Annotated in this window: 17 protein-coding genes, 1 tRNA gene, 1 other RNA gene and 1 pseudogene; 4 read left to right on the top strand and 16 right to left on the bottom strand. The window is 52.5% G+C overall.

What is annotated here, in order from left to right:
- Positions 1 to 216 precede the first annotated feature (216 nt).
- The 7 genes and pseudogenes from recR to BMW46_RS02635 all read right to left on the bottom strand — a co-directional run bounded on the left by recR (position 217) and on the right by BMW46_RS02635 (position 5,742).
- A complete protein-coding gene (recR, locus tag BMW46_RS02670; protein ID WP_074704206.1) occupies positions 217 to 816 on the bottom strand; it encodes a recombination mediator RecR in 600 nt (199 codons plus the stop codon).
- 62 nt (positions 817 to 878) lie between these two features.
- Positions 879 to 1,202 carry a YbaB/EbfC family nucleoid-associated protein gene (locus BMW46_RS02665; RefSeq protein WP_175463226.1) on the bottom strand — a complete coding sequence of 108 codons (324 nt, stop codon included), beginning with the start codon at positions 1,200 to 1,202 and terminating at the stop codon, positions 879 to 881.
- Positions 1,203 to 1,216: 14 nt separating this feature from the next.
- Complete coding sequence (gene dnaX / locus BMW46_RS02660; protein ID WP_074704205.1) at positions 1,217 to 2,974, bottom strand: DNA polymerase III subunit gamma/tau; 1,758 nt, start codon at positions 2,972 to 2,974, stop codon at positions 1,217 to 1,219.
- Positions 2,975 to 3,108: 134 nt separating this feature from the next.
- An RNA gene (gene ffs, locus BMW46_RS02655) (signal recognition particle sRNA small type) lies at positions 3,109 to 3,207 on the bottom strand.
- A gap of 570 nt (positions 3,208 to 3,777) precedes the next feature.
- The gene (locus BMW46_RS02650; RefSeq protein ID WP_074704203.1) at positions 3,778 to 4,176 is read right to left on the bottom strand and encodes a hypothetical protein; all 399 of its coding nucleotides are present in this window, start codon (positions 4,174 to 4,176) and stop codon (positions 3,778 to 3,780) included.
- A gap of 385 nt (positions 4,177 to 4,561) precedes the next feature.
- Positions 4,562 to 4,901: pseudogene (locus BMW46_RS15920) on the bottom strand (IS3-like element ISPsy37 family transposase); the annotation flags it as partial.
- A gap of 764 nt (positions 4,902 to 5,665) precedes the next feature.
- Positions 5,666 to 5,742, bottom strand: a tRNA-Met gene (locus BMW46_RS02635).
- A gap of 351 nt (positions 5,743 to 6,093) precedes the next feature.
- Here BMW46_RS02635 and BMW46_RS02630 point away from each other — a divergent pair.
- Entirely contained in the window at positions 6,094 to 7,032 is a 939-nt protein-coding gene (locus BMW46_RS02630) for a GGDEF domain-containing response regulator (RefSeq protein ID WP_074704202.1), read from the top strand.
- 236 nt (positions 7,033 to 7,268) lie between these two features.
- Positions 7,269 to 8,111 carry a response regulator gene (locus BMW46_RS02625; protein ID WP_074704200.1) on the top strand — a complete coding sequence of 281 codons (843 nt, stop codon included), beginning with the start codon at positions 7,269 to 7,271 and terminating at the stop codon, positions 8,109 to 8,111.
- Here BMW46_RS02625 and truB read toward each other — a convergent pair.
- The 5 genes from truB to rimP form a co-directional block, all read right to left on the bottom strand.
- Positions 8,103 to 9,044 carry a tRNA pseudouridine(55) synthase TruB gene (gene truB, locus BMW46_RS02620; protein WP_074704199.1) on the bottom strand — a complete coding sequence of 314 codons (942 nt, stop codon included), beginning with the start codon at positions 9,042 to 9,044 and terminating at the stop codon, positions 8,103 to 8,105. The genes BMW46_RS02625 and truB overlap by 9 nt on opposite strands.
- Positions 9,045 to 9,234: 190 nt before the next feature.
- Positions 9,235 to 9,615, bottom strand: coding sequence for a 30S ribosome-binding factor RbfA (gene rbfA / locus BMW46_RS02615; RefSeq protein WP_074704197.1), 381 nt, complete (start codon positions 9,613 to 9,615; stop codon positions 9,235 to 9,237).
- Positions 9,616 to 9,644: 29 nt separating this feature from the next.
- Complete coding sequence (gene infB / locus BMW46_RS02610) at positions 9,645 to 12,275, bottom strand: translation initiation factor IF-2 (protein WP_074704196.1); 2,631 nt, start codon at positions 12,273 to 12,275, stop codon at positions 9,645 to 9,647.
- Positions 12,276 to 12,292: 17 nt separating this feature from the next.
- On the bottom strand, positions 12,293 to 13,780 hold the full coding sequence (gene nusA / locus BMW46_RS02605) for a transcription termination factor NusA (protein ID WP_074704194.1): 1,488 nt from the start codon (positions 13,778 to 13,780) through the stop codon (positions 12,293 to 12,295).
- 32 nt (positions 13,781 to 13,812) lie between these two features.
- Positions 13,813 to 14,241 carry a ribosome maturation factor RimP gene (gene rimP, locus BMW46_RS02600; RefSeq protein WP_074704192.1) on the bottom strand — a complete coding sequence of 143 codons (429 nt, stop codon included), beginning with the start codon at positions 14,239 to 14,241 and terminating at the stop codon, positions 13,813 to 13,815.
- Positions 14,242 to 14,548: 307 nt separating this feature from the next.
- Here rimP and acs point away from each other — a divergent pair, with 307 nt between their 5' ends.
- Entirely contained in the window at positions 14,549 to 16,516 is a 1,968-nt protein-coding gene (gene acs / locus BMW46_RS02595; protein WP_074704190.1) for an acetate--CoA ligase, read from the top strand.
- 66 nt (positions 16,517 to 16,582) lie between these two features.
- Positions 16,583 to 17,575 carry an MBL fold metallo-hydrolase gene (locus tag BMW46_RS02590; RefSeq protein WP_074704594.1) on the top strand — a complete coding sequence of 331 codons (993 nt, stop codon included), beginning with the start codon at positions 16,583 to 16,585 and terminating at the stop codon, positions 17,573 to 17,575.
- Between the two features lie 81 nt (positions 17,576 to 17,656).
- Here the strand turns inward: BMW46_RS02590 and BMW46_RS02585 are convergent, their stop codons facing one another.
- From BMW46_RS02585 to BMW46_RS02570, 4 genes are all read right to left on the bottom strand, one after another.
- Positions 17,657 to 18,484, bottom strand: coding sequence for a TrmH family RNA methyltransferase (locus BMW46_RS02585; protein WP_074704188.1), 828 nt, complete (start codon positions 18,482 to 18,484; stop codon positions 17,657 to 17,659).
- Entirely contained in the window at positions 18,481 to 19,122 is a 642-nt protein-coding gene (gene greB / locus BMW46_RS02580; RefSeq protein ID WP_074704187.1) for a transcription elongation factor GreB, read from the bottom strand. The genes BMW46_RS02585 and greB overlap by 4 nt, the downstream gene beginning before the upstream one ends.
- A gap of 130 nt (positions 19,123 to 19,252) precedes the next feature.
- A complete protein-coding gene (locus BMW46_RS02575) occupies positions 19,253 to 20,257 on the bottom strand; it encodes a glucokinase (protein WP_074704185.1) in 1,005 nt (334 codons plus the stop codon).
- Positions 20,254 to 21,069 (bottom strand): M90 family metallopeptidase, encoded by an 816-nt coding sequence (locus BMW46_RS02570; RefSeq protein ID WP_081355636.1) that lies wholly within the window; start codon positions 21,067 to 21,069, stop codon positions 20,254 to 20,256. Before BMW46_RS02570 ends, BMW46_RS02575 begins: the two co-directional genes overlap by 4 nt.
- Positions 21,070 to 21,075: the final 6 nt, after the last annotated feature.

Below are 21,075 nucleotides of genomic sequence, written 5' to 3'. Positions count from 1 at the left end.
CGGATGGGATGAGAAAAACTTACACTGTTTGTACTGAGCCCTTCGTCTCCCGCTCGCACTAACCCTACGTCTTCCCGCTCGCCCTGAGCTTGTCGAAGGTCGAACAGGCTCAGGATATATCCTCCGACAGGCTTAGAGCGGGTTTTTCGAAGAGTGAACCGATAAAAAGACAGCATAAGAGACAAGGGACAGAGTGAATATTTCACGAAATAAATGCTACTTGACTTCCCTGCGCTCGAGAACCGCCTGCGCGAGGGTACCGCTATCCACGTGCTCCAATTCCCCACCCACTGGCAATCCCCGCGCGATACGTGTGATTTTCAAGCCCTCGTTCTGCAGCATCTCCCCGATATAATGCGCCGTGGCTTCACCTTCGACGGTAAAATTGGTAGCAAGAATGACTTCCTTCACCATATTATCCCGGGCGCGCTTCAACAGGCGATCAAGATTGATTTCCCGAGGGCCGATGCCATCCAGGGGCGAGAGCCGCCCCATCAACACGAAATACATGCCTTTGTAGCAATGTGCCTGCTCCATCATCAGCAAATCGGCAGGCATTTCCACCACGCACAGCAAGGCAGGATCTCGCCGTTGAGAACTGCATAACTCGCATACGACCTCTTCGGTAAAGTTATTGCATTTTTCGCAATGCCTGACATGTTGCAGGGCGTAGTCGAGTGAATCTGCGAGGCGGCGAGCCCCCTCCTGGTCGCGCTGCAACAAATGATACGCCATGCGCTGTGCTGACCGGGGACCGACACCGGGCAAGCAGCGTAACGCATTGATCAGTTCGTCGAGACTTCGCGGGGCGTTCACTCAAACGTAAAATTACTCAACAGGATCAGGAGTTGCGGAATCGCGCCAATCTGGAATTCACGTTAGAACGGCAGTTTCATTCCCGGGGGCAGGCCCAAACCGGAGGTAAATCCCGCCATTTTTTCCTGAGTCGTTGATTCCACCCGCCGCACCGCGTCGTTCACCGCTGCCGCGATCAAATCTTCCAGCATCTCCTTGTCGTCTCCCATGAGACTGCTGTCAATGCTGACGCGCCTGACATCATAACGACACGTCATCACGACTTTCACCATACCTGCGCCGGATTGGCCCTCAACTTCTATCGAAGCCAATTTCTCCTGCATGGCTTTCATGTTCTCCTGCATCTGCTGAGCCTGTTTCATCAGGTTGCCCAAGCCACCTTTCATCATTTTTACCTCCACTATTGAATAGGTTTGATCGAAGAAACGATCAGTTTTGCATCGAAATTTTCAACGAGTTCACGCACGAACGGATCGGACTCGATAGCCGCGATGGCCTGCGATTGCTTCTCCTGCTTTTCACGATTCTCCTGCTCAGCCGGACTCATGCCGTTAACGATTCCCACTGAAAACTTCAGCCGCACCGCCTTACCAAGATACTCCCTCACGGCGGCTTGCAGTCTGTCCTGATAGGTCTTGTCCAGCAAATGCTTATGGAGTTCCGGTATGCAAAATTCTATTTCATCCTCGGAAGAACTCTTCACCTCGCAATATTGAGCCAGCATTCTGGTCAATCCGCTTACCTTCAATTGGCCGACTATCGTAATCCAGCTATGACTGAAAGACTGTGCGGAGCCCGACTTTACCGGCATTGGATCGCGCTCCAGCGCATTCGACACTGGCCCTGCCGGCTCCCTTGAATCACCAGTGGAAGCATTCCTGGCCGCCCTCCCTTCCCGGGAGTTTCCTTCTTTTTCCCTCTCTGTTCGCCCTGAGCCTTTCGTCTCCGTTCGACCTGAATCCTGAGCCTGTGGAAGGATCGAAGGATATTTGCCACTCCCTGGTTTTGTAGGCGAAGAACCTGACATTCCCCCGTCCCTGCCTGCCTCCCCTCCTCCTGACAGGAAATCCTCCGGAATGAAAGCCAGCATACGCAGCAAAGTCATGGTGAAACCTGCATACTCATCCGGTGCTCGGCCGAGGTCCTCGCGCCCATGTATGGCAATCTGATAGAACAGTTGAATATCTTCTGGCGCGAATGTTTTCGCCAACTGGAAAAGCCGATCCCGCTCAGGTTCATCGTCACCCATCGCTGCCGGAACTATTTGCGCCAGGGTCAGACGGTGCAGCAGGGTCGCCAGATCCTGCAAGGCGGTGTCAAACGAGAGGCTGCGGGTTTCCATCGCATCGGCGATCGCAAGCATTCGTGCGCCATCTCGTTGCGACAGCGCCTCCAGCAGATCAAACAGGTACCCCTGATCGACCGCGCCAAGCATATCGCGCACACCTGCTTCTTCGATCTTTCCCTCACCAAAAGCGATGGCCTGATCCAGAATGCTCAGGGCATCACGCATGCTGCCTTGCGCCGCGCGCGCCAATAACTGCAGGGAAGTCGCATCACAGTTTATATGCTCCTGCTCGAGCACATGCCTGAGGTGCGAGACGATCAGCGGAAACGGAATCTGCTTGAGGTTGAATTGCAGGCAGCGAGACAAAACCGTTACCGGAATCTTCTGCGGATCAGTGGTCGCCAGTATGAATTTGACATGTTCCGGTGGCTCTTCCAGCGTTTTCAGCATGGCGTTGAAAGCTGATTTGGAAAGCATGTGTACTTCATCAATGATATACACCTTGTAGCGCGCAACCGTGGGAGCATACAGCGCGTTCTCCAGCAGTTCGCGCATTTTTTCCACCTGCGTATTGGAGGCGGCGTCCACTTCGATCAGGTCAACAAAACGTCCGCCGTCAATTTCGATACAAGCAGAACAGATTCCGCAAGGCTCCGATATAACCCCGGCCTGGCAGTTGAGCGCTTTTGCCAGAATGCGCGCTATGGTCGTCTTGCCAATACCGCGCGTGCCCGTAAACAGATAAGCATGATGTAAACGCTTCTGTTCGAGCGCATTGGTAAGTGCACGAACAACGTGATCCTGTCCGGTCAGTTCGGAAAAGCGCCGGGGACGCCATTTGCGGGCAAGGACTTGAGTCGGGGAGGACACGCTATGTCGAGAATCGAATCGGCGAAACAGTTATTTCAGATTTTCAGCGGAGGCCGTAACTGATGGTATGAATCATTGAAGCGTGCAGTTGGGAAGATGGCACCCGTCCGATCCTCCCAATCTGCACAAAAAAGGGTGGCGAGCCTGACCCCCGGCACTTGCAAAAAATAGCTGTGGCTGCTTCCTTCCGGACCTGACCAGGTTCACTACCATGCAATGCGGGGAGGCCCGCCGTAAAGCTAAAAGAAAAAATTAAAAAAGCACAATCTCCGCAAACTGAGAAATTGTGCGTATCCGTAATTATGATATTTTGCCCGGACTCGAAGCCTACGTCTACTATCGTTCTTTCCAAACGACCAGTATCAGCATAAATTGAGGCCGCGAGCGTGAAACAAGTGTTAACAGGCCCTGGAAGCGGGCAGGAAATCGTTTCGGCGGCCCCTACCAAGCATTCAGTGCCGGAGAAGAAACGGCCTTTCGGAGCACGCTCAAAACAATCCCTGCCTCATTTCTGCTATTGCAAGAAGGCCGAGGTCCTGCCCAGATGAAGGATCGCTATCGGAGTGTCGTTGTCAGGTAAAATGCGATGGCATCGGTGCGAACCCGGAACAGGTTAATCGCGGAATGGCATAGGTGTATCGAAACTACGCAAGGATCAAAGTTTCCATCTTCTGCAGTCTGCAGCAATGATAGTGAGACGCGGATTATGGTCTGATCCCCCTGCGCCATCCTGCGAATTTTGCAATTTTGCAAGAGAAAGAGCTGATAAGAAAAACCCGCCGAAGCGGGTTTGGGATTTAGGGTCAAGCTACTTTTCTTTGTTTTGCAGCCAATTGGCGCAGATTTTTTGCCGCTTCTTTCCCCATTGACTTCATCTTTGAAGCGGCCTCTCTTAATGTTTCTTTCCTCATTAACTTCATCTTTGAAGCGGCCTCTCTCAATATTTGTTTCTTCTCCGAATCTGCAAATCGCTTCAAAATCTGACGCATCAGAGGCTGGTAGCCAATTCCATACATCGAGGCGATAAGCTTAAAATCCTCAATCAAAGATTTCTCAAGTCGTATTGAGACAGGTTGCAAAAGATGCTTGTCTGTCAATGGCTGCACATCATCTGAAGCGATTGCGGCAAACTCCTCTGTTGCACCCGGCTCCCTTGAATTCCACTCCTCTTTCCTGCTCTCGATTGTCTCTCGATCACTCATGGCCCTCTCCTTTTCAGTTAATCAACAGGTTGCGATACTTTCTGTATATACGCAACTCTTCAGTACCAGGATCGTATGCCGATTTAATTGTCAACTCTTTCTGGATTGGCTGGATTGGCAATTAAATTGACATATTGTTTATACAAAACGCACCAAAGTCAACCTTAATTAACCATTGCGAGCCTAAGTCTTTTCTCTGTCCCCCAACTCGCCCCGAGCCGGTTTTTTATTTCCATCGTTAAGTATTTAACGGTAAAAGCTTTCTTGTATTTCTTGTATTTCTTGTATTGTTAATCTGCCTACTCGCTTTTTTCCTCCCTAAACGAAGAAGCGATTGCAGTAAACCGGCTTCCCGTCCCGACATTCGTCGGGCCTTTTGTAGAGGTCAAGTAATCTTGGGCACCAGAACAGGTTGTATTGCTGCCATTTTCCATTCATGGATGGCGGGTGACAGATAGTCCAGTTTCGAATGTAATCTGCTCCCGTTGTAGAAGTTCATGATTAATCAGTAATATCACGCTGAGCCTCGCCATGAGTGACATAGTCACGTTGCCACACGCGTTCCATTTCAAGTTCAAAAAGAAGCGCTCCATCATGGCCTTATCCCCGCAGTTGCCTTTGCGGCATGCTGCAGCTGATGCTGTACTGAGCGAGCAAGCCCTGATATTCAAGGCTTGCATCTGATTGCCCCGATCGGAATGCAATAGCAATCCTGGGGCAGGCTTGGCCGATCCATGGAACCGGCCATGTAATACTGATAAGTACCGGATTGAACATGGGCGGCAGATCAGCCCTCTCTTCGTCCAGCATATTCTCGCGGCTAAGCTGATCGCCTAAAGCCGATGGTTTAAACCTTGAGATGGAAAACTAATAGGATGGCTAAGAACCTATTAATTTACATTTTGGTCGGGACTATGGACATCCGAAGGGGTTGGGTTCGATTGGGATGACATCAAATGGGTTCGTTGGGTAATCCATGTTCACAAGGGCAAGACCCAAAAAGCCAGGAACATCAAGATACCAAAAACGATTTCATTCTTGAGAGAGGTGAAGATGCTGGAACCGGCGTACCAGGTACTCCCTGCACAGAAGCAGACACTTTTCTAAAAGAAAACGAGGTATTTCAGAATCCTGGCTCTTTAGAGCGCTGGAAAGGGGATAAAGCAATGCGGGAAAGCTATTGGAGGTCAGCGGTAGACAGAGCGGGGGTAAGGTATCGTCGACCCTATCAGACGAGGCATACCTACGCCTCAATGATCCTATCTGCGGGCGAGTCGCCTATGTGGGTGGCTCAGCAGTCGGGTCATTCCGACTGGGGGCATGATCAGACAAATTTATGCCTGACGCTGTACTGGATGCCGGAGAGAAGGCGGTAAAAATCTTCTCAGAAAAGCTGTGATTAAGTTGTAATTCAGATGCCAAAATACCCCATTTAGCACCTATTTAATCTATCTCTTCCTAATAAACTTCAATACAATCAATAACTTGTTGGTTGCGGGGGCAGGATTTGAACCTACGACCTTCGGGTTATGAGCCCGACGAGCTGCCAGACTGCTCCACCCCGCGCCAGAGAATTGAGATTATAACAAGCCGGGCTTATAAAGGTCAAATCTCTTTTATTACAATTGGGGTTTATGCTCGCCTTAATCTGAATGCCTTTCGGGAAGAGGAAAGAAAAAACGGAAAACGACCTCCTTCTTTTACATCCTATCATTAATTCCCATTTTCTTATGAGAGTTAGCGCACAGAGAGGCGGGTAAAATAGGGGCAATATTTGATCTTGCGATCCTGTGCACGTTAAATTCCGCTTACTCGCTGCCCTCAGCCGTTTGTGCTCGGATAAGCAGAAAGGGGACAGGCCGCCCGAAGGTTAAAGGGTTTAGAAAGGCGATAAGTCCTTATGAAGGTGTGGGCAACATGATTACCGAAGCTGATATTCATGCAGCAAGGATTCTGATTGTTGATGATCAGGAAACAAATGTCCAGTTGCTGGAAAGCATGCTAGGTGCCGCAAACTACACGTCTGTCACTTCGACGACCGATCCGTTCAAGGTGTATGAGCTGCATCGGCAAAACCACTACGATCTGATTTTGCTCGATTTGAAAATGGCCGGCATGGATGGGTTTCAGGTACTCGAAGCCTTGAAAGAAATCGAAGCAGATGGATATCTACCTGTATTGGTCGTTACCGCCAACCCCGATTCCAAGCTGCGAGCGCTTCAGTCCGGTGCCAAGGATTTTGTCAGTAAGCCTTTTGACATGAGTGAAGTGCTTGCGCGCGTGCATAATCTGCTCGAAGTGCGGCTGCTACATCAGCAAGCGCGCAGTTACGCAAAATCGCAAGAATTCATGGCGCTGCATGATCCGCTGACGGGTCTGGCCAACAGACGACTTCTGGTGGAAAGAGTATCCCAGGCTATTATCCATGCAAAGCGCAACAATAGCGTTATGGCAGTCCTGTATCTGGATCTGGATGGGTTCAGGCAAATTAACAACACACTGGGTCACGATATAGGCGATCTGATTTTGAAGCTGGTTGCGGCGCGCCTGATTGCCGCAGTTCGCCAGGAAGATACCGTAGCCCGGCTCGGCGGCGATGAGTTTGTGATTTCGATGCCGCATGTAAGCAATCTCGATGGCATAAGTCGTACAGCGGAAAAAGTAATAAAAGCACTGTCGCAACCTTACAGCATTCAGGGAAATACCATCACCCTGACCGCAAGCGCTGGTGTCGGGATTTTTCCTGATAATGGCAAAGATGCGAAAACTCTTTTGAAGAATGCGGATGCTGCCCTGCTGGAAGCAAAACAGGCGAACAAAAATACTTATCGAATTTCAGAACGAGTAAGCGCCTAGCGTTCAGCCCCGTTTCCGCCATTATTGCTGTATCGCCGCAAATTTCCCATATTTTGCTGAAATTCGGACATTTATCGGAAAACAACGTTCTGTTTCTGATCGCCAAGAAAATATAATAATGAGTGGCTCAAGAAAAAGAAGAATCAGTTTTTTCGTGCCCTATTCATCCATCTAGAGAGGTTACGAGCAGGGGAAAATGATGAAATCGGTTAACGGGAACAAACAGGATAAAAATAATGATCAATAAACCTGACACTCTGAACGCTAAAATCCTGATCGTGGATGATCAGGAGGCCAACGTCCGGCTGCTTGAACAGATGCTGAGCGACGCGGGTTATAAAAACATTACCTCGACGATGGATCCGCGCGAAGTCAGCGATCTCTATCGGCAGAATCGTTACGATCTCATTCTTCTTGATCTGTATATGCCTGGGATGGATGGTTTTCAGGTATTGGAAGCGCTAAAGAAAATTGAATGGGAAGGTTATCTTCCGGTACTCGTAATCACTGCGCAACCGGGTCATAAGTTGCGGGCGCTGCAAGCAGGAGCAAAGGATTTCGTCAGCAAGCCGTTCGACCTGATTGAAGTTCAGACCCGTATTCAAAATATGCTGGAAGTGCGTCTGCTGTATAAGCAGTTGGAGGATTACAATAAAAGGCTGGAACAAACAGTAGCGGAGCGAACCGCAGAGCTGCGTGAGAGTGAAGCCAGATTTCGCCGTCTCACGGAACTGGCTTCTGACTGGTACTGGGAACAGGATGAAAAGGGAAATTTCACCAAAGTTTACGGTCCCGTCCTGGATATGCTGGGGATTAAGGTAGACCACTTGATGGGAGAATCCAAGGGACATAATGGAGCGCGCTGGAACGAAGCGGAGTATTCAGTTTTCAAGGCAAATATCGCGGCAAGACGGCCCTTTATCGATTTTATCTACAGACGGACCAAGCCAGATGGGTCGACACAATATCTGATGGTCAGCGGTGAACCCATGTTCGATTCTTCCGGCCGTTTTACTGGCTACCGGGGTATTGGCAAGGACGTCACCGATAGTATGCATGCAAATCAAGCTTCACAATGACTGCTCAAACCTTATGAGTCTTTTCGGTGAGATGTAACCTTCCGTTGAAATTTCCCCCAGCCCAAGAAATCGCTGCGCCTTGTCATACAATCGTACCTGTCTTCCTGGTGAAAGGCTTTCCCCTGCCAGATGACTACTGGGGATTGCGCGCCCCTGGAGCAGAGATAAAGCCGCAGCGGAATCCACCATAACCGCGGGAAAAGACCCCAGGAGACTATCAGCTGGCAGCAGGCAGGAATCCCGTTGAGATGGCGACATAGCTTCGAGTGCAGGCAGTGTGTGTGCCTGTGGCAAATGAAAACCATCCAATGCGCTCCGGCACAATGCAGTAAGATAAGCACCACCGCATCCCAGCGCGCGTCCCAAGTCCTCTGCCAGCGTGCGAACGTAGGTACCGCTCCCGCACGTCACCCGTATGCGCATTTCGTTGCCGTGATACGCCTCGATACTCAAGTCGTGGACCGTTATCGCTCGTGGCTGCCGTTCGATTTCCACTCCTGCCCTGGCAAAGGTATACATGGGTTTCCCCCGATGCTTGATTGCGCTGTACATGGGGGGCACTTGCGTAATTACGCCGATAAAGCTTTTGCGTACTGCCTCGATTTTCTCCCATGTCAGATCCACGCATTGAGGTTCCATACCGGCAGCAATTGAGATTTCCCCCTCTGCATCACCGGTCGTACTCATATAGCCAAGTCTCAGCGTGGCTTCATATGTCTTGTCTGCACCGAGCAGCGCCGATGAAAATTTGGTGGCTTCTCCGAAGCAGATGGGCAGCAAGCCTGTCGCCATCGGATCAAGCGTACCCGTATGGCCAGCCTTATGAGCAGAAAAAATGCGTTTGGCGATCTGCAGGGCCTGGTTGGAAGAAAGACCGGAGGCTTTATCGAGCAGCAGCAGGCCGCTGATATGCCGTTTGCTACCTGCGGACATTTGAGCTAGGAGGTCTCGGAGCTAACCCGAATCCCGGCAGTTATTATCAAAGGTAGAGCGGAATTTGCGGACAGTGCTGGAAACTGCCAGTGCTCACGATGGGCCTGGTGACATCCGGCTCCGGTCATGCAGCTTGCGGAAGTAGCTGCATGAATTCGACCAGATATAAGCGTGATAAACAATTCAGGTGTTAGGTGTTGTCAGTTTCTTTTTCAGAACGGTTGGAAGCCACGGCTTCATCTATCAGTTGCGACAGCCGGACTCCACGTTCGATGGATTCATCATAAATGAAATGCAGTTGTGGTATGACGCGTAGCTTCAATCGATGCAGCAATTGGCTGCGCAAAAAGCCCGCAGCATTTTCCAGCCCGTTCTGGACGAGAAAGTTGTCGCTTTCACTATGCAACGTGGTATAGAAAACTTTTGCGTGCGCATAATCCTGACTCACCTCAACACCGGTCAAGGTAATCATGCCTATGCGCGGGTCCTTGAGTTCGTTGCGTATCAGATCGGCCAACTCACGCTGAATCTGATCGGCAATCCGCAATGTGCGGGAATAATCTTTGGGCATAAAACTTCAATGCAGGGCTTTCGCCCTGCTTACAGAGTCCGCGCGATTACCTGGATTTCGTAGGCTTCCAACTGGTCGCCCACCTGGATGTCGTTAAAGTTCTTAAGAGACAGGCCACACTCGAAACCCGCCCTCACCTCTTTCACATCATCCTTGAAGCGCTTCAATGAATCCAGTTCTCCGGTATGGATTACCTGTCCATTGCGTATCACTCTCACCAGCGAACCACGCTTGACAAGCCCCTCCTGCACAAGGCAACCCGCCACCGCCCCCACTTTGGAAATGCGGAATACTTCACGGATCTCCAGCAGTCCGGTGATATTCTCCTTGCGCTCGGGCGCCATCATGCCGGAAAGTGCAGCCTTGATCTCATCCACAGCTTCGTAAATGATGCTGTAATAGCGCACATCCACTCCGGCAGAGTTAATGAGCTTGCGCGCAACGGCATCCGCGCGGCTGTTGAAGCCAATGACAACTGCTTTGGAAGCCAATGCGAGATTGATGTCCGATTCTGTAATCGCGCCCACCCCACTATGAATGATGTTGACCTTCACCTCGTCAGTGGAAAGTTGTTGCAGCGCGTGCGCCAGCGCCTCGTAAGAACCTTGTACGTCGGCCTTGATAATAAGTGAAAGGACTTTTACTTCTCCCCTCTGCTCGAACACGTTCTCCAGTTTGGCTGCCTGCTGCTTTGCAAGTTTTACATCGCGGAACTTGCCTTGGCGGAAGAGGGCAATTTCACGCGCCTTACGCTCATCCGTCAGAGCCACCACCGATTCCCCCGCTACGGGAACCTCCGATAAACCCTGGATTTCAACCGGAATGGAAGGTCCTGCCTGCTCCACCTGCTTGCCGCTCTCATCCAGCATGGCTCTTACCCGGCCATAAGCCGCGCCCGCCAGCAATATATCGCCACGCTTCAAGGTACCGGATTGAACAAGCATGGTTGCGACCGGGCCTCGCCCTTTATCCAGCCGTGATTCGATTACAATTCCCTTTGCCGGCGCATCCTTCGGCGCTTTGAGTTCCAGAACTTCAGCCTGGAGCAGCACGCTTTCCAGCAAATCATCGATGCCTTGACCAGTCTTCGCCGAAACCTCGACAAACATGGTTTCACCGCCCCAATCTTCCGGCACCACTTCCTGAGTCACGAGTTCCTGACGAATCCGCTCGGGATTGGCTTCCGGTTTGTCGATTTTCGTCATCGCCACTACGATCGGCACCTTCCCTGCCTTGGCATGATGTATTGCTTCAACTGTCTGCGGCATTACTCCGTCATCCGCCGCCACAACCAATATGACCAGATCGGTAACCTTGGCTCCCCGGGCACGCATGGCCGTAAACGCCTCATGTCCCGGCGTATCCAGGAACGTCACCATGCCCCTTTCAGTCTCGACGTGATAGGCCCCGATATGCTGGGTGATGCCGCCTGCTTCGCCGCTTGCCACTCGCGTGCGGCGAATGTAATCGAGAAGCGAGGTCTTACCATGATCCACATGACCCATCACCGTAACGACCGGTGCACGCGCTTCCATTTTTAATTCGGAAGGTGCGATCTCCGTATCAGCCAGGAAGGATTCAGGACTATCAATCGCGGCGTATTTGGCGACATGGCCCAGCTCCTCCACCACGATCATGGCAGTTTCCTGATCCAGCATCTGGTTGATGGTTACCATGTTACCCATTTTCATCAGAGTCTTGATGACTTCAGCCGCCTTGATGGACATTTTCTGCGCGAGCGCCCCGACGGAAATGGTTTCAGGCACCAGCACCTCATGGACCACCGGCTCGGTCGGTGCCGAAAAAGCATGAGGAGCGGGTTCCTCAGTTCTGCCATGTTTATCCTTGCGCGCCCGCCAGCCGCCCTTTGCCCCGGTCAGATCACCCCTGGTCTTGAGTCCACGTTTCTCGACCTTCTCTTCCTTCCAGACCACTTGCTTTGTCGGTTTCTTTTTCTTATCCACCTTCTCTTCCGGCTTCACTACCGGCTTGTGCAAGGTACCTTCGGTAGAGGCGGGCTGCGACGGAGCTGCTTCCGCTTCCCCAGGCGCCACCGTTTCCGCCAGGGCTGCCGAAGGAGTTTCAGGCGCAACCGACACCGCCTCAGACCCGGCTACAGGAGCAGCCACCGGCGCTGGTGGCGTTGCGGGTTCTTCGGACTCTTTGATTTCCACGACCGGGGGCCTTTCACGCAGCCTTTTTTCCCGCAACTCCGCAGCCTGACGCGCAATCAATTCAGCCTGCCGCCTTGCCTCCTCCTGCCGCAATGCCTGTTGCGCCGCATCGACGACAGGGGTTCGCACCGGAGACACAGAAGGAGCGGGGGGCGCAGGGGTTTCAGCCGTTTTCCGTTCGACTGTCGACTCGCCTTTTACAAATACGCGCTTCTTGCGCACTTCCACCTGGATGCTGCGTGGCTTACCGGTGCTATCCGCCTTCTTGATTTCCGAAGTCTGTCGACGTGGCAGGGAAATCCGGCCCTTCTCCTCCTTGGCGCCGTGAATCTTGCGCAGATACTCGAGAAGCTGCGTTTTGTCCTTCTCTGTCAGGCTATCCTCGGTCATGTGCTTGCGCACACCGGCGGCCTGCAACTGCTCCAGCAGCACGGTAGGAAGCACGCCAAGTTCACTAGCAAATTGCTCTACATTCATTTGAGACATTAATTACCTTCAGTCGGCTATGCTCTATCGGCCTGGGCAAACCACGGGGCACGTGCCGCCATGATCAACTGCCTGGCCCGTTCAGTATCCATCTCGACCATTTCCACCAGATCATCCACCGCCAGATCGGCCAGGTCTTCCTGGGTGCTTACTCCTTTAGCCGCAAGTTCGCGCGCGGTCTGGCTGTCCATACCTTCCAGCGCGAGCAGGTCTTCGGCGATGTGCTCCACCTTTTCCTCGCTCACGATGGCTTCGGTCAACAACGCGTTGCGAGCCCGATTACGAAGCTCGTTGACGGTCTGTTCGTCAAATGCTTCGATCTCCAGCATTTCGCTGAGCGGCACGTAAGCCACTTCTTCCAGAGTAGTAAAGCCTTCCTGCGCCAGAATGTCCGCCACTTCTTCATCCACATCCAGTTTTTCCATGAAGAGTTGGCGCAAAACCGAAAACTCCTCTTCATTTTTTGCCTGCGACTCTTCCATCGTCATGATGTTGAGCTCCCAGCCCGTCAATTCCGAAGCTAGCCGGACATTCTGGCCTCCACGCCCGATCGCCTGGGCAAGATTGCCTTCGTCCACGACAATGTCCATGCTGTGTTTCTCTTCATCCACCAGAATGCTGCTGATCTCGGCAGGAGCCAGCGCATTGATTACGAATGTGGCGGGGTCATCCGACCAAAGGATGATGTCTACCCTTTCACCCGCCAGTTCGCCGGTCACGGCCTGGACTCTGGAACCTCGCATACCTACGCAGGTGCCGATCGGATCCACTCGCTGATCATTCGACTTCACTGCGATCTTCGCACGCGAACCGGGATCACGCGCTGCCACCTTGATCTCCAGCAAACCCTCCTCGATCTCAGGCACTTCCAGCTCAAACAGCTTTATCAGAAATTCCGGCACGATTCTTGACAGGATTAACTGCGGACCTCTCGTGGTACGGTCGATCTTGTGCAAGTAAGCGCGCACTCTATCCCCGACACGCAGGTTTTCCTTGGGAATCATCTGGTCACGCGGCAATATGGCCTCTACCCTGCCGGATTCGATAATCGCGTTTCCGCGTTCCATGCGCTTGATGGTCCCGGTAACCATATATTCCTTGCGCTCGAGAAAATCGTTCAGGATCTGCTCGCGTTCGGCATCACGGATTTTCTGGAATATCACCTGTTTCGCTGCCTGGGCGCCGATGCGCCCGAATTCTACCGGTTCCAGGAGCTCTTCGATATATTCGTCAAGCTTGATTTCAGGATTTTGCAGAGAGGCCTCCCTCAGCGATATCTGACGGGCGGGATCCTCCAGTGCATCGTCTGCCACCACCTGCCAGCGGCGCAAGGATTGATAGTCCCCTGTCTGATGGTCGATCGACACGCGTACGTCAGCGTCCTCGTTAAAACGCTTTTTGGTGGCGGACGCCAATGCAAGTTCAAGTGCGGCAAAAACAATGTTCTTTTCGACATTCTTTTCGCGCGCCAGTGCATCCACCAATAGCAAAACCTCGCGGCTCATGTTACCTCCAGCCAGTTACTCATGCTCATAGATTACAATTTCGGAACGAGGCGAACCTTCTCAAGGTTAGTGAGTTCAAGGTCCAGCATTTTTCCATCTACTTCCAGTTTTAAAATTCCATCCTTCACTTCGCGCAAAATGCCGACAAAATTTCTTTGCCCCTGTAACGCCACCCGCAGCCTGAGTTTAACGGACTCTCCCGCAAAGCGGATAAAATCTGCTGTCTTTTTCAACGGCCGATCGAGGCCCGGCGAGGATACTTCCAGTCTGTCATAATCCACGTTCTCGACGGCGAAAAACCGGCTCAGATGATTGCTGACAGTCACGCAATCATCCACACTCACACCACCAGGCTTGTCGATGAACACCCGCAACAGCTTTCCCCCTGGCGACCGCTCCAGGTCAACCAGCTCATAACCCAGTCCTGCAAGGGTCGGTTCGAGCAATTCGTACAGATCCATAGGCCCGATACAAACAAAAAATGGGCTGAAAGAAGCCCATCGTTATTATTCTATTTTAACAAACATTTATGATCGGGGAAATAGGAACTGAGTTCCGCTTTCATGATCAACTGACAAAAAATCTGACAAAAAGTTTTTTCTGCCAATGCGTTATAGAAAAAAAACGGCAACTCCGCAAGAGCGGACCACAATACGCGGGTTTGCCATCGGCATGCATAAATGGCCGATCGGCATGAAAAAACTTATTACAAAAAGCGTCGAATGATACAATTTATCAGCCCAAACAAAAATATTCAGGGAGGTAGCTGTGGCGACGATTCAATCTATCCTCAATGAAACACGCACCTTTACACCCCCCGCTTCGTTCGTGGAACAGGCGAATGTATCCGGGATGGAAGAATATGATGCCCTTTGCGCAGAGGCAGAAAAAGATGAGGCAGCGTTCTGGTCCAGACTGGCGCGGGATCATATTTCCTGGCACAAACCATTTACCCACGTGCTGGATGAAACCAACCATCCGTTCTTTACCTGGTTTGATGACGGAGAACTGAATGTTTCATACAATTGTCTCGATCGACACCAGACCACCCAGCCAGACAAGGTTGCGCTTATTTTCGAGGCGGATGACGGCGCCGTTACGCGCTGCACTTACCAGGATCTCTACCACCGCGTATGCAGGTTTGCAAACGGCCTCAAGTCACTGAATATCAGGAAAGGTGATCGCGTCGTTATCTACATGCCGATGAGTATCGAAGCGGTAGTGGCAATGCAGGCCTGCGCGCGCATCGGTGCGACCCATTCAGTCGTGTTCGGCGGCTTCTCCGCCAAAAGCCTGCATGAGCGAATTATTGACGCAGGTGCGGTAGCCGTGATTACCGCGGACGAGCAATGGCGCGGCGGCAAGATCAACTATCTGAAAGCCGTTGTCGAAGATGCGCTTGGCAGAGGTGAAACGGATTCGGTGAAATCCGTCGTGGTCTACCAACGAGGCAGTGGTGACCTGCAACTGGAGGCCAATCGCGACATCTGGTGGCATGATCTCATCCGGGATCAGAGCGAGACCTGCGAGCCCGAATGGGTGAACGCCGAGCATCCCCTATTTACGCTCTACACCTCCGGCTCCACCGGCAAACCAAAAGGCGTGCAACACTCTTCTGCGGGCTTTCTGCTGGGCGCCATCACGAGCATGCAATGGATTTTCGACTACAAGTCCTCCGATATCTTCTGGTGCACAGCCGACGTAGGCTGGGTCACGGGGCACACCTATGTGACTTATGGTCCGCTCGCCGTCGGGGCGACCCAGATCATATTCGAAGGCGTTCCTACTTATCCTGACGCGAGTCGCTTCTGGAAAATGATCCAGGATCATAAGGTGACCACGTTTTATACAGCCCCCACTGCCATCCGCTCGCTTATAAAACTCGGACCCGACCTGCCGAAGCAATATGACCTTTCCTCATTGCGCCTGCTCGGTTCAGTGGGCGAACCGATCAATCCGGAAGCCTGGATGTGGTATTACACGACCGTTGGCCAATCCCGCTGTCCATTGGTGGACACCTGGTGGCAAACCAAGACAGGTGCTCACATGATCGCCCCCACGCCTGGAGCAGTAATGCTCAAACCCGGTTCCTGCACTTTGCCGCTCCCCGGTATCAAGGCCGATATCGTGGATGAAGCGGGGCATGAGGTGCCGGTCGGCAAGGGTGGCTTTCTCGTGATCAAGCGTCCGTTTCCTTCCTTGGCCCGCACATTGTGGGGGGACCCGGAACGCTTCAGAAATACCTATTTTCCGGAAGAGCTTGGCGGTAAATACTATCTCGCGGGAGATTCAGCTCACCGCGATGCGGACGGCTATTTCTGGATCATGGGGCGCATCGACGATGTGCTGACTGTTTCCGGTCACCGTTTAGGGACAATGGAAATCGAATCGGCACTGGTAGCGAGCCCCTTGGTTGCTGAAGCCGCGGTAGTAGGCAAGCCGGACGAAATCAAAACCGAGGCCATCGTGGCTTTTGTGGTATTGAAAGGTACGCGTCCGAAAGCGGAGGACGCTCATCGCATTGTCCAGGAATTGCGCAATTGGGTATCGCAGGAGATCGGTCCCATCGCCAGGCCTGATGAAATCCGGTTTGGGGATAACCTGCCGAAAACCAGGTCCGGCAAAATCATGCGCCGGTTGCTGCGCACGCTCGCAAGGGATGAGGAAATAACTCAGGATGTATCCACCCTGGAAAACCCGGCGATACTTGAACAATTGAAACAGGCGGTAGCGTAGTTGGGGAATCTGCGTCTCGGCCGGTTGCATGATGGCGCGCGATCTTCATCGGACGTCGAGCCTGGAATGACTTCATCGCTCTCTATTTTGCCCCCGCACATTTCCCATCTCCCCGGCCTCACCGATTATGAAGACGGCATCAGCGCCATTGATGCCGATTATTTGCGCCCCGGCCTGGCTGCAATTCATCTGATTGTGAAAAACGGCAAAGCTGCGCTGGTGGACACCGGAACTTCATCTTCCGTTCCCGGTGTACTGGAAGTGCTGCAGAAGAAGAATCTGGCTCCCGCAGATGTAGCGTACGTGTTTGTTACGCATATCCATCTCGATCATGCAGGGGGTGCGGGAGAATTCATGCGTCATCTCCCTAACGCCAAACTGGTGGTGCATCCGCGTGGAGCTCGCCATATGGCAGATCCGGCGCGTCTTGTCGCAAGCGCCATGACCGTCTATGGTGAAGCGGAATTCAAACGCATGTACGGGGATATCCATCCCATAGATGCCAGCAGAATCATCGAGGCGCCGGACGAATTCAGGCTGGATTTCAACGGCAGGCCGCTGCTGTTTCTCGATACGCCGGGACATGCGCGTCACCATTACTGCATTTTCGACGAGCAAAGCAATTCCTTTTTCACCGGCGACACATTCGGCCTTTCCTATCGGGAATTCGATGTCGATGGCATGGAATTCGTGTTTCCGACGACCACTCCCGTGCAGTTCGACCCCGTCGCAGCCCATGCCTCGCTGGATCGGCTCATGACCTACAACCCGTCTTACGCCTTTCTCACGCATTATGGGCGCATCGCGCATCTCCCACGCCATGCAAACGAGCTGCATGGCCTGATTGACGCGCATGTGTCGATTGCCAGGAAGCTGCGCGACGTGCCCGACAGCCATGCAGCTCTGGTAGAAGAACTGGGCGAGTTGTTGTTGCGCCGAGTAGTCGCACACGGCTGTAAATTAGCCGAGGAAAGGATTCGCGGCTTGCTGAAGCTTGATGTCGAGCTCAATGCGCAGGGCCTTGAGAACTGGCTGGATCATTCCGAGGGGAAAGGTTGAGCCGCACCCGCCAGACAGCTGCGGAAGCTGCTATAGCAGCCATGTTAACGGCATGAGGAGAAGATAATAAAAAGCGGATACTTATGCGCTTCCCGCTTCCGTCTGCCTCACCCTCTCAAAAAAACAAACTGCTGCCGCAGCCGCCGCATTCAGGGATTCTGCCTCCCCCGGCATGGGGATAGTAATCCGTTCATGGGCGACCTGAAGCAACTCATCGCTCAAACCCGCACCCTCGTTCCCGAACACGAAGGCTACCGGGCCGGTCAACCGCATCTGGTAAAGACTTTTTTTCGCACCCAGTATGCTTGCAATCACCTTGCCTCTGAACGTCCGCGCAACTTCTGCCAAGTTGGCACGTTCGTGTATTCGAACAAGAAAATGAGCGCCCATGGCGGCACGAAGCGTCTTCGGAGACCAGGCATCGGCACAGCCGTTGGAAAGATACACGTCGCCCGCACCCGCTGCGGCGGCGGAACGCAGTATGGAGCCGACGTTGCCAGGGTCTTGTATGGCTTCAAGCAATACACAGAAGCTTTCTGCCTGCCCTCTCTTTTGCATGGGAATGGCTTCAGGAGAAGGAATCGGCACTACAGCCATGAGACCCGGTGCAGTCTTTACTGTGGAAACTTCGCGGAACAACGAGTCCGGCAGAACGATCGCTATCGCTTCCCGGTTGGGGTCGCCTTCTGTCACTTTTGTTACTTTTTCCAGCAGAAATCGGATTTCCGGGTTTTCACGCCCGCTCTCGCTCGCGATCAGTTTTTCTGGCTCCCCCAGCGCAAAATAAGCTTCGACCAGATGAACGCCGTCAAGAAGTGTAAGTCCCGCAATTCGCCGTTGCCGGGATGATTCCCGCAGTTTAACCAGTTCTTTGAAGGTGGGATTGTCGCGAGAGGTAATAAACTTCATTGAGGACCGGGATTCTCGACGGGGTTCACCATCGTCCTCTCGGTTCCCGAACCCATCCCGAACGGTTCCATGGGAATTGCCTGATACCTGACTTCCAGAATTTCCAGTTCTTCCGTTCCTCCGGGCGCATGTAATGTCACCACATCCCCTTCGCGCGCTTTGATCAATGTCCGCGCCAGCGGTGAAACCCAGCTTATGTAACCCCTGGTGGTATCGATCTCATTCACACCGACGATGGAAACGGTCTTCTCCTCGCCTTTCTCGTTGGCGTAGGTAACGGTAGCGCCAAAAAAAATCCGTGATTCATCTTCACGGGGCATGGAGGGATCGATGATTTCCGCCATATCCAATCGTCTGGTGAGAAAACGAATGCGCCGATCGATTTCGCGCAGACGCTTCTTGCCATAGATATAATCCGCGTTCTCCGAACGATCGCCATTTGCGGCAGCCCAGGAAACCGTTGCGGTTACCTGGGGGCGTTCCCTGTTCATCAACCACAAAAACTCGTCCATCAGCCGCTTATGCCCCTCCGGAGTGATGTAATTTTTGGCACCGGAAGGTAACGACGGCAGAGCATTCCCGTTGCCTTCTTCGTCAAGGTCGTCAGGCTCGCTTTCCCTGGTAAATGCCTTGCTCATGCTTACTCATTCAATCTCATTCAATCGATCAACAATCGGAATCTATCTTTGACGGACAGGCACAATGCCTGCACCTGTTTGAGCAGGTCCAGACCAGAAATCCAGATCTTCAACTGTTTTCGCAATGTTTTTACACCTCATCCAGCATTCTTCGGGCTTCTTCCGCAGCCCCAAGTAGTCCGACTTTTGGATTCATTACCACATGTACCGGAATTTCCTCCATTAGCCCGGAAAAACGTCCCTTGTCGCGAAATGCTTTCATGAAGCCGCCCTCTCTCAATTTGTCGATAATTTTTGGTGCAATTCCTCCCGCCACATATACTCCGCCGCGGCACAGGCCCGCCAAAGCCAGGTTGCCGGCATAGGCCCCGTAAATTTCAACAAATAAATCCATCGCTTTCACTGCTAGCGGGTCCTTCTGGTTGAAGGCGAGATCGGATATACGAGCGGCATCATCTTCTTCCAACTGCATCGATATCCATTCGCGGTTATCGCCTGACTCATCCTGAAGAAAACGAAAAACATTTGTCAGTCCCGGACCGGAGAGCACCCGTTCGACCGATACATGGCCCAAGCGTTTTCGCAAATGATGCAACAATCGGTCCTGCAACTCATTCGCCGGTGCAAAATCAATATGTCCAGCTTCGCTCGGCAGCGATGAATAGTCTCCATTTTGCCAGACGAGCCATGCTCCCCCCATCCCGGTACCCGCCCCCAGCACGACTCGCATCCGGCCGACATAAGGTTGGCCGGCCTGCAACGTCATCAGGTCGTTTTCCGGCAGAATGCTCACCCCCGATGCCACGGCTGCGAAGTCGTTGATGAGCTTGACTCTTGGAATGGAAAATTCTGAGGAGAGCACTGCGGAGTTCATCACCCACGGCAAATTTGTGAGTGCCACTTCCTGCCTGGCAATCGGCCCCGCTGCCGCGAAACAGGCGCTCACAGGATTGCCATCGACATTGAGCGTGGAGATTTCATTAATAAAGTCTCGGAGCATGTCCGAAAAACTCGAATAGGCCGAGCTCTCATAGCGCCGTTCGCAGCATACCCGGACATTGCCCTCTTTCAGTTCCGCCGCTTGCAGCAATGTCTTGGTTCCGCCAATATCGCCACTGATGAAATATTCGTTCACGGTTCACTCCAACGCTGTGCGGGGTCCTGACGATAAAACAGCGCGAGTTGCTCATATACTGCGGGGAAATGTATTCTGACAGAGAGAGGCATTTCGAAAAAAGCTTCGCTGATCACCGCGAAGAATTCTGCCGGACTCTCGGCCGCATAAAGGTCGATTTCCATCATCTCCCCCTCGTCGATACTCCTGCAAAACTCCGCATAAGCTTTACTGAACGCTTCACTCCATGCCTGCTGGCTCATATCCGGATGTATGGGAGGAAAACCGTTGGCCTCCCCATTCAGCATATCCAGCTTGTGGGCAAATTCGTGTATGACAACATTGTATCCCTGACTGATCTCGGTTCCTGCCATAGCAGCCACCGTATCTTCCCAGGAGAGAATCACCGGTCCACCCAGCCAGGATTCGCCGGACGCAGGCTCCACTGCATGATGCACAATGCCGTCCTCATCCACATATTCGTAATCGCGAATAAATTCACCTGGATAAACGATGATTTCTACCCAGCCATGGTAATAATCGAGATCGAGATTCAGGATCAGAATGCACGCCTGTGCAGCGATCAGTACGCGCATTTCGTCGGTGATCACCAGTCCGTGCGCACCGCTGACTTGCTTGACATGGAGAAACAGTATGACGGATTCCCGCAAGCGCTCGAGCTCAACCGCATCGAGCGCCTGCAGGAACCGCAGGTGTGCTATCGCGTTCTGCCAGATATCATCGGGGACGGATTGATTCTCGATGATACGGCGGCGATACCAGGTTTTGATGTTCGAGAGCATGAGGGATTTTCTGGATGTATCCTCCTGCATGTGATG

The sequence above is a fragment of the Nitrosospira multiformis genome (assembly GCF_900111585.1).
GTDB lineage: Bacteria > Pseudomonadota > Gammaproteobacteria > Burkholderiales > Nitrosomonadaceae > Nitrosospira > Nitrosospira multiformis_B.
Note: the sequence above shows the minus strand (reverse complement) of the source record. Positions and strands in the feature narration are given on the sequence as shown.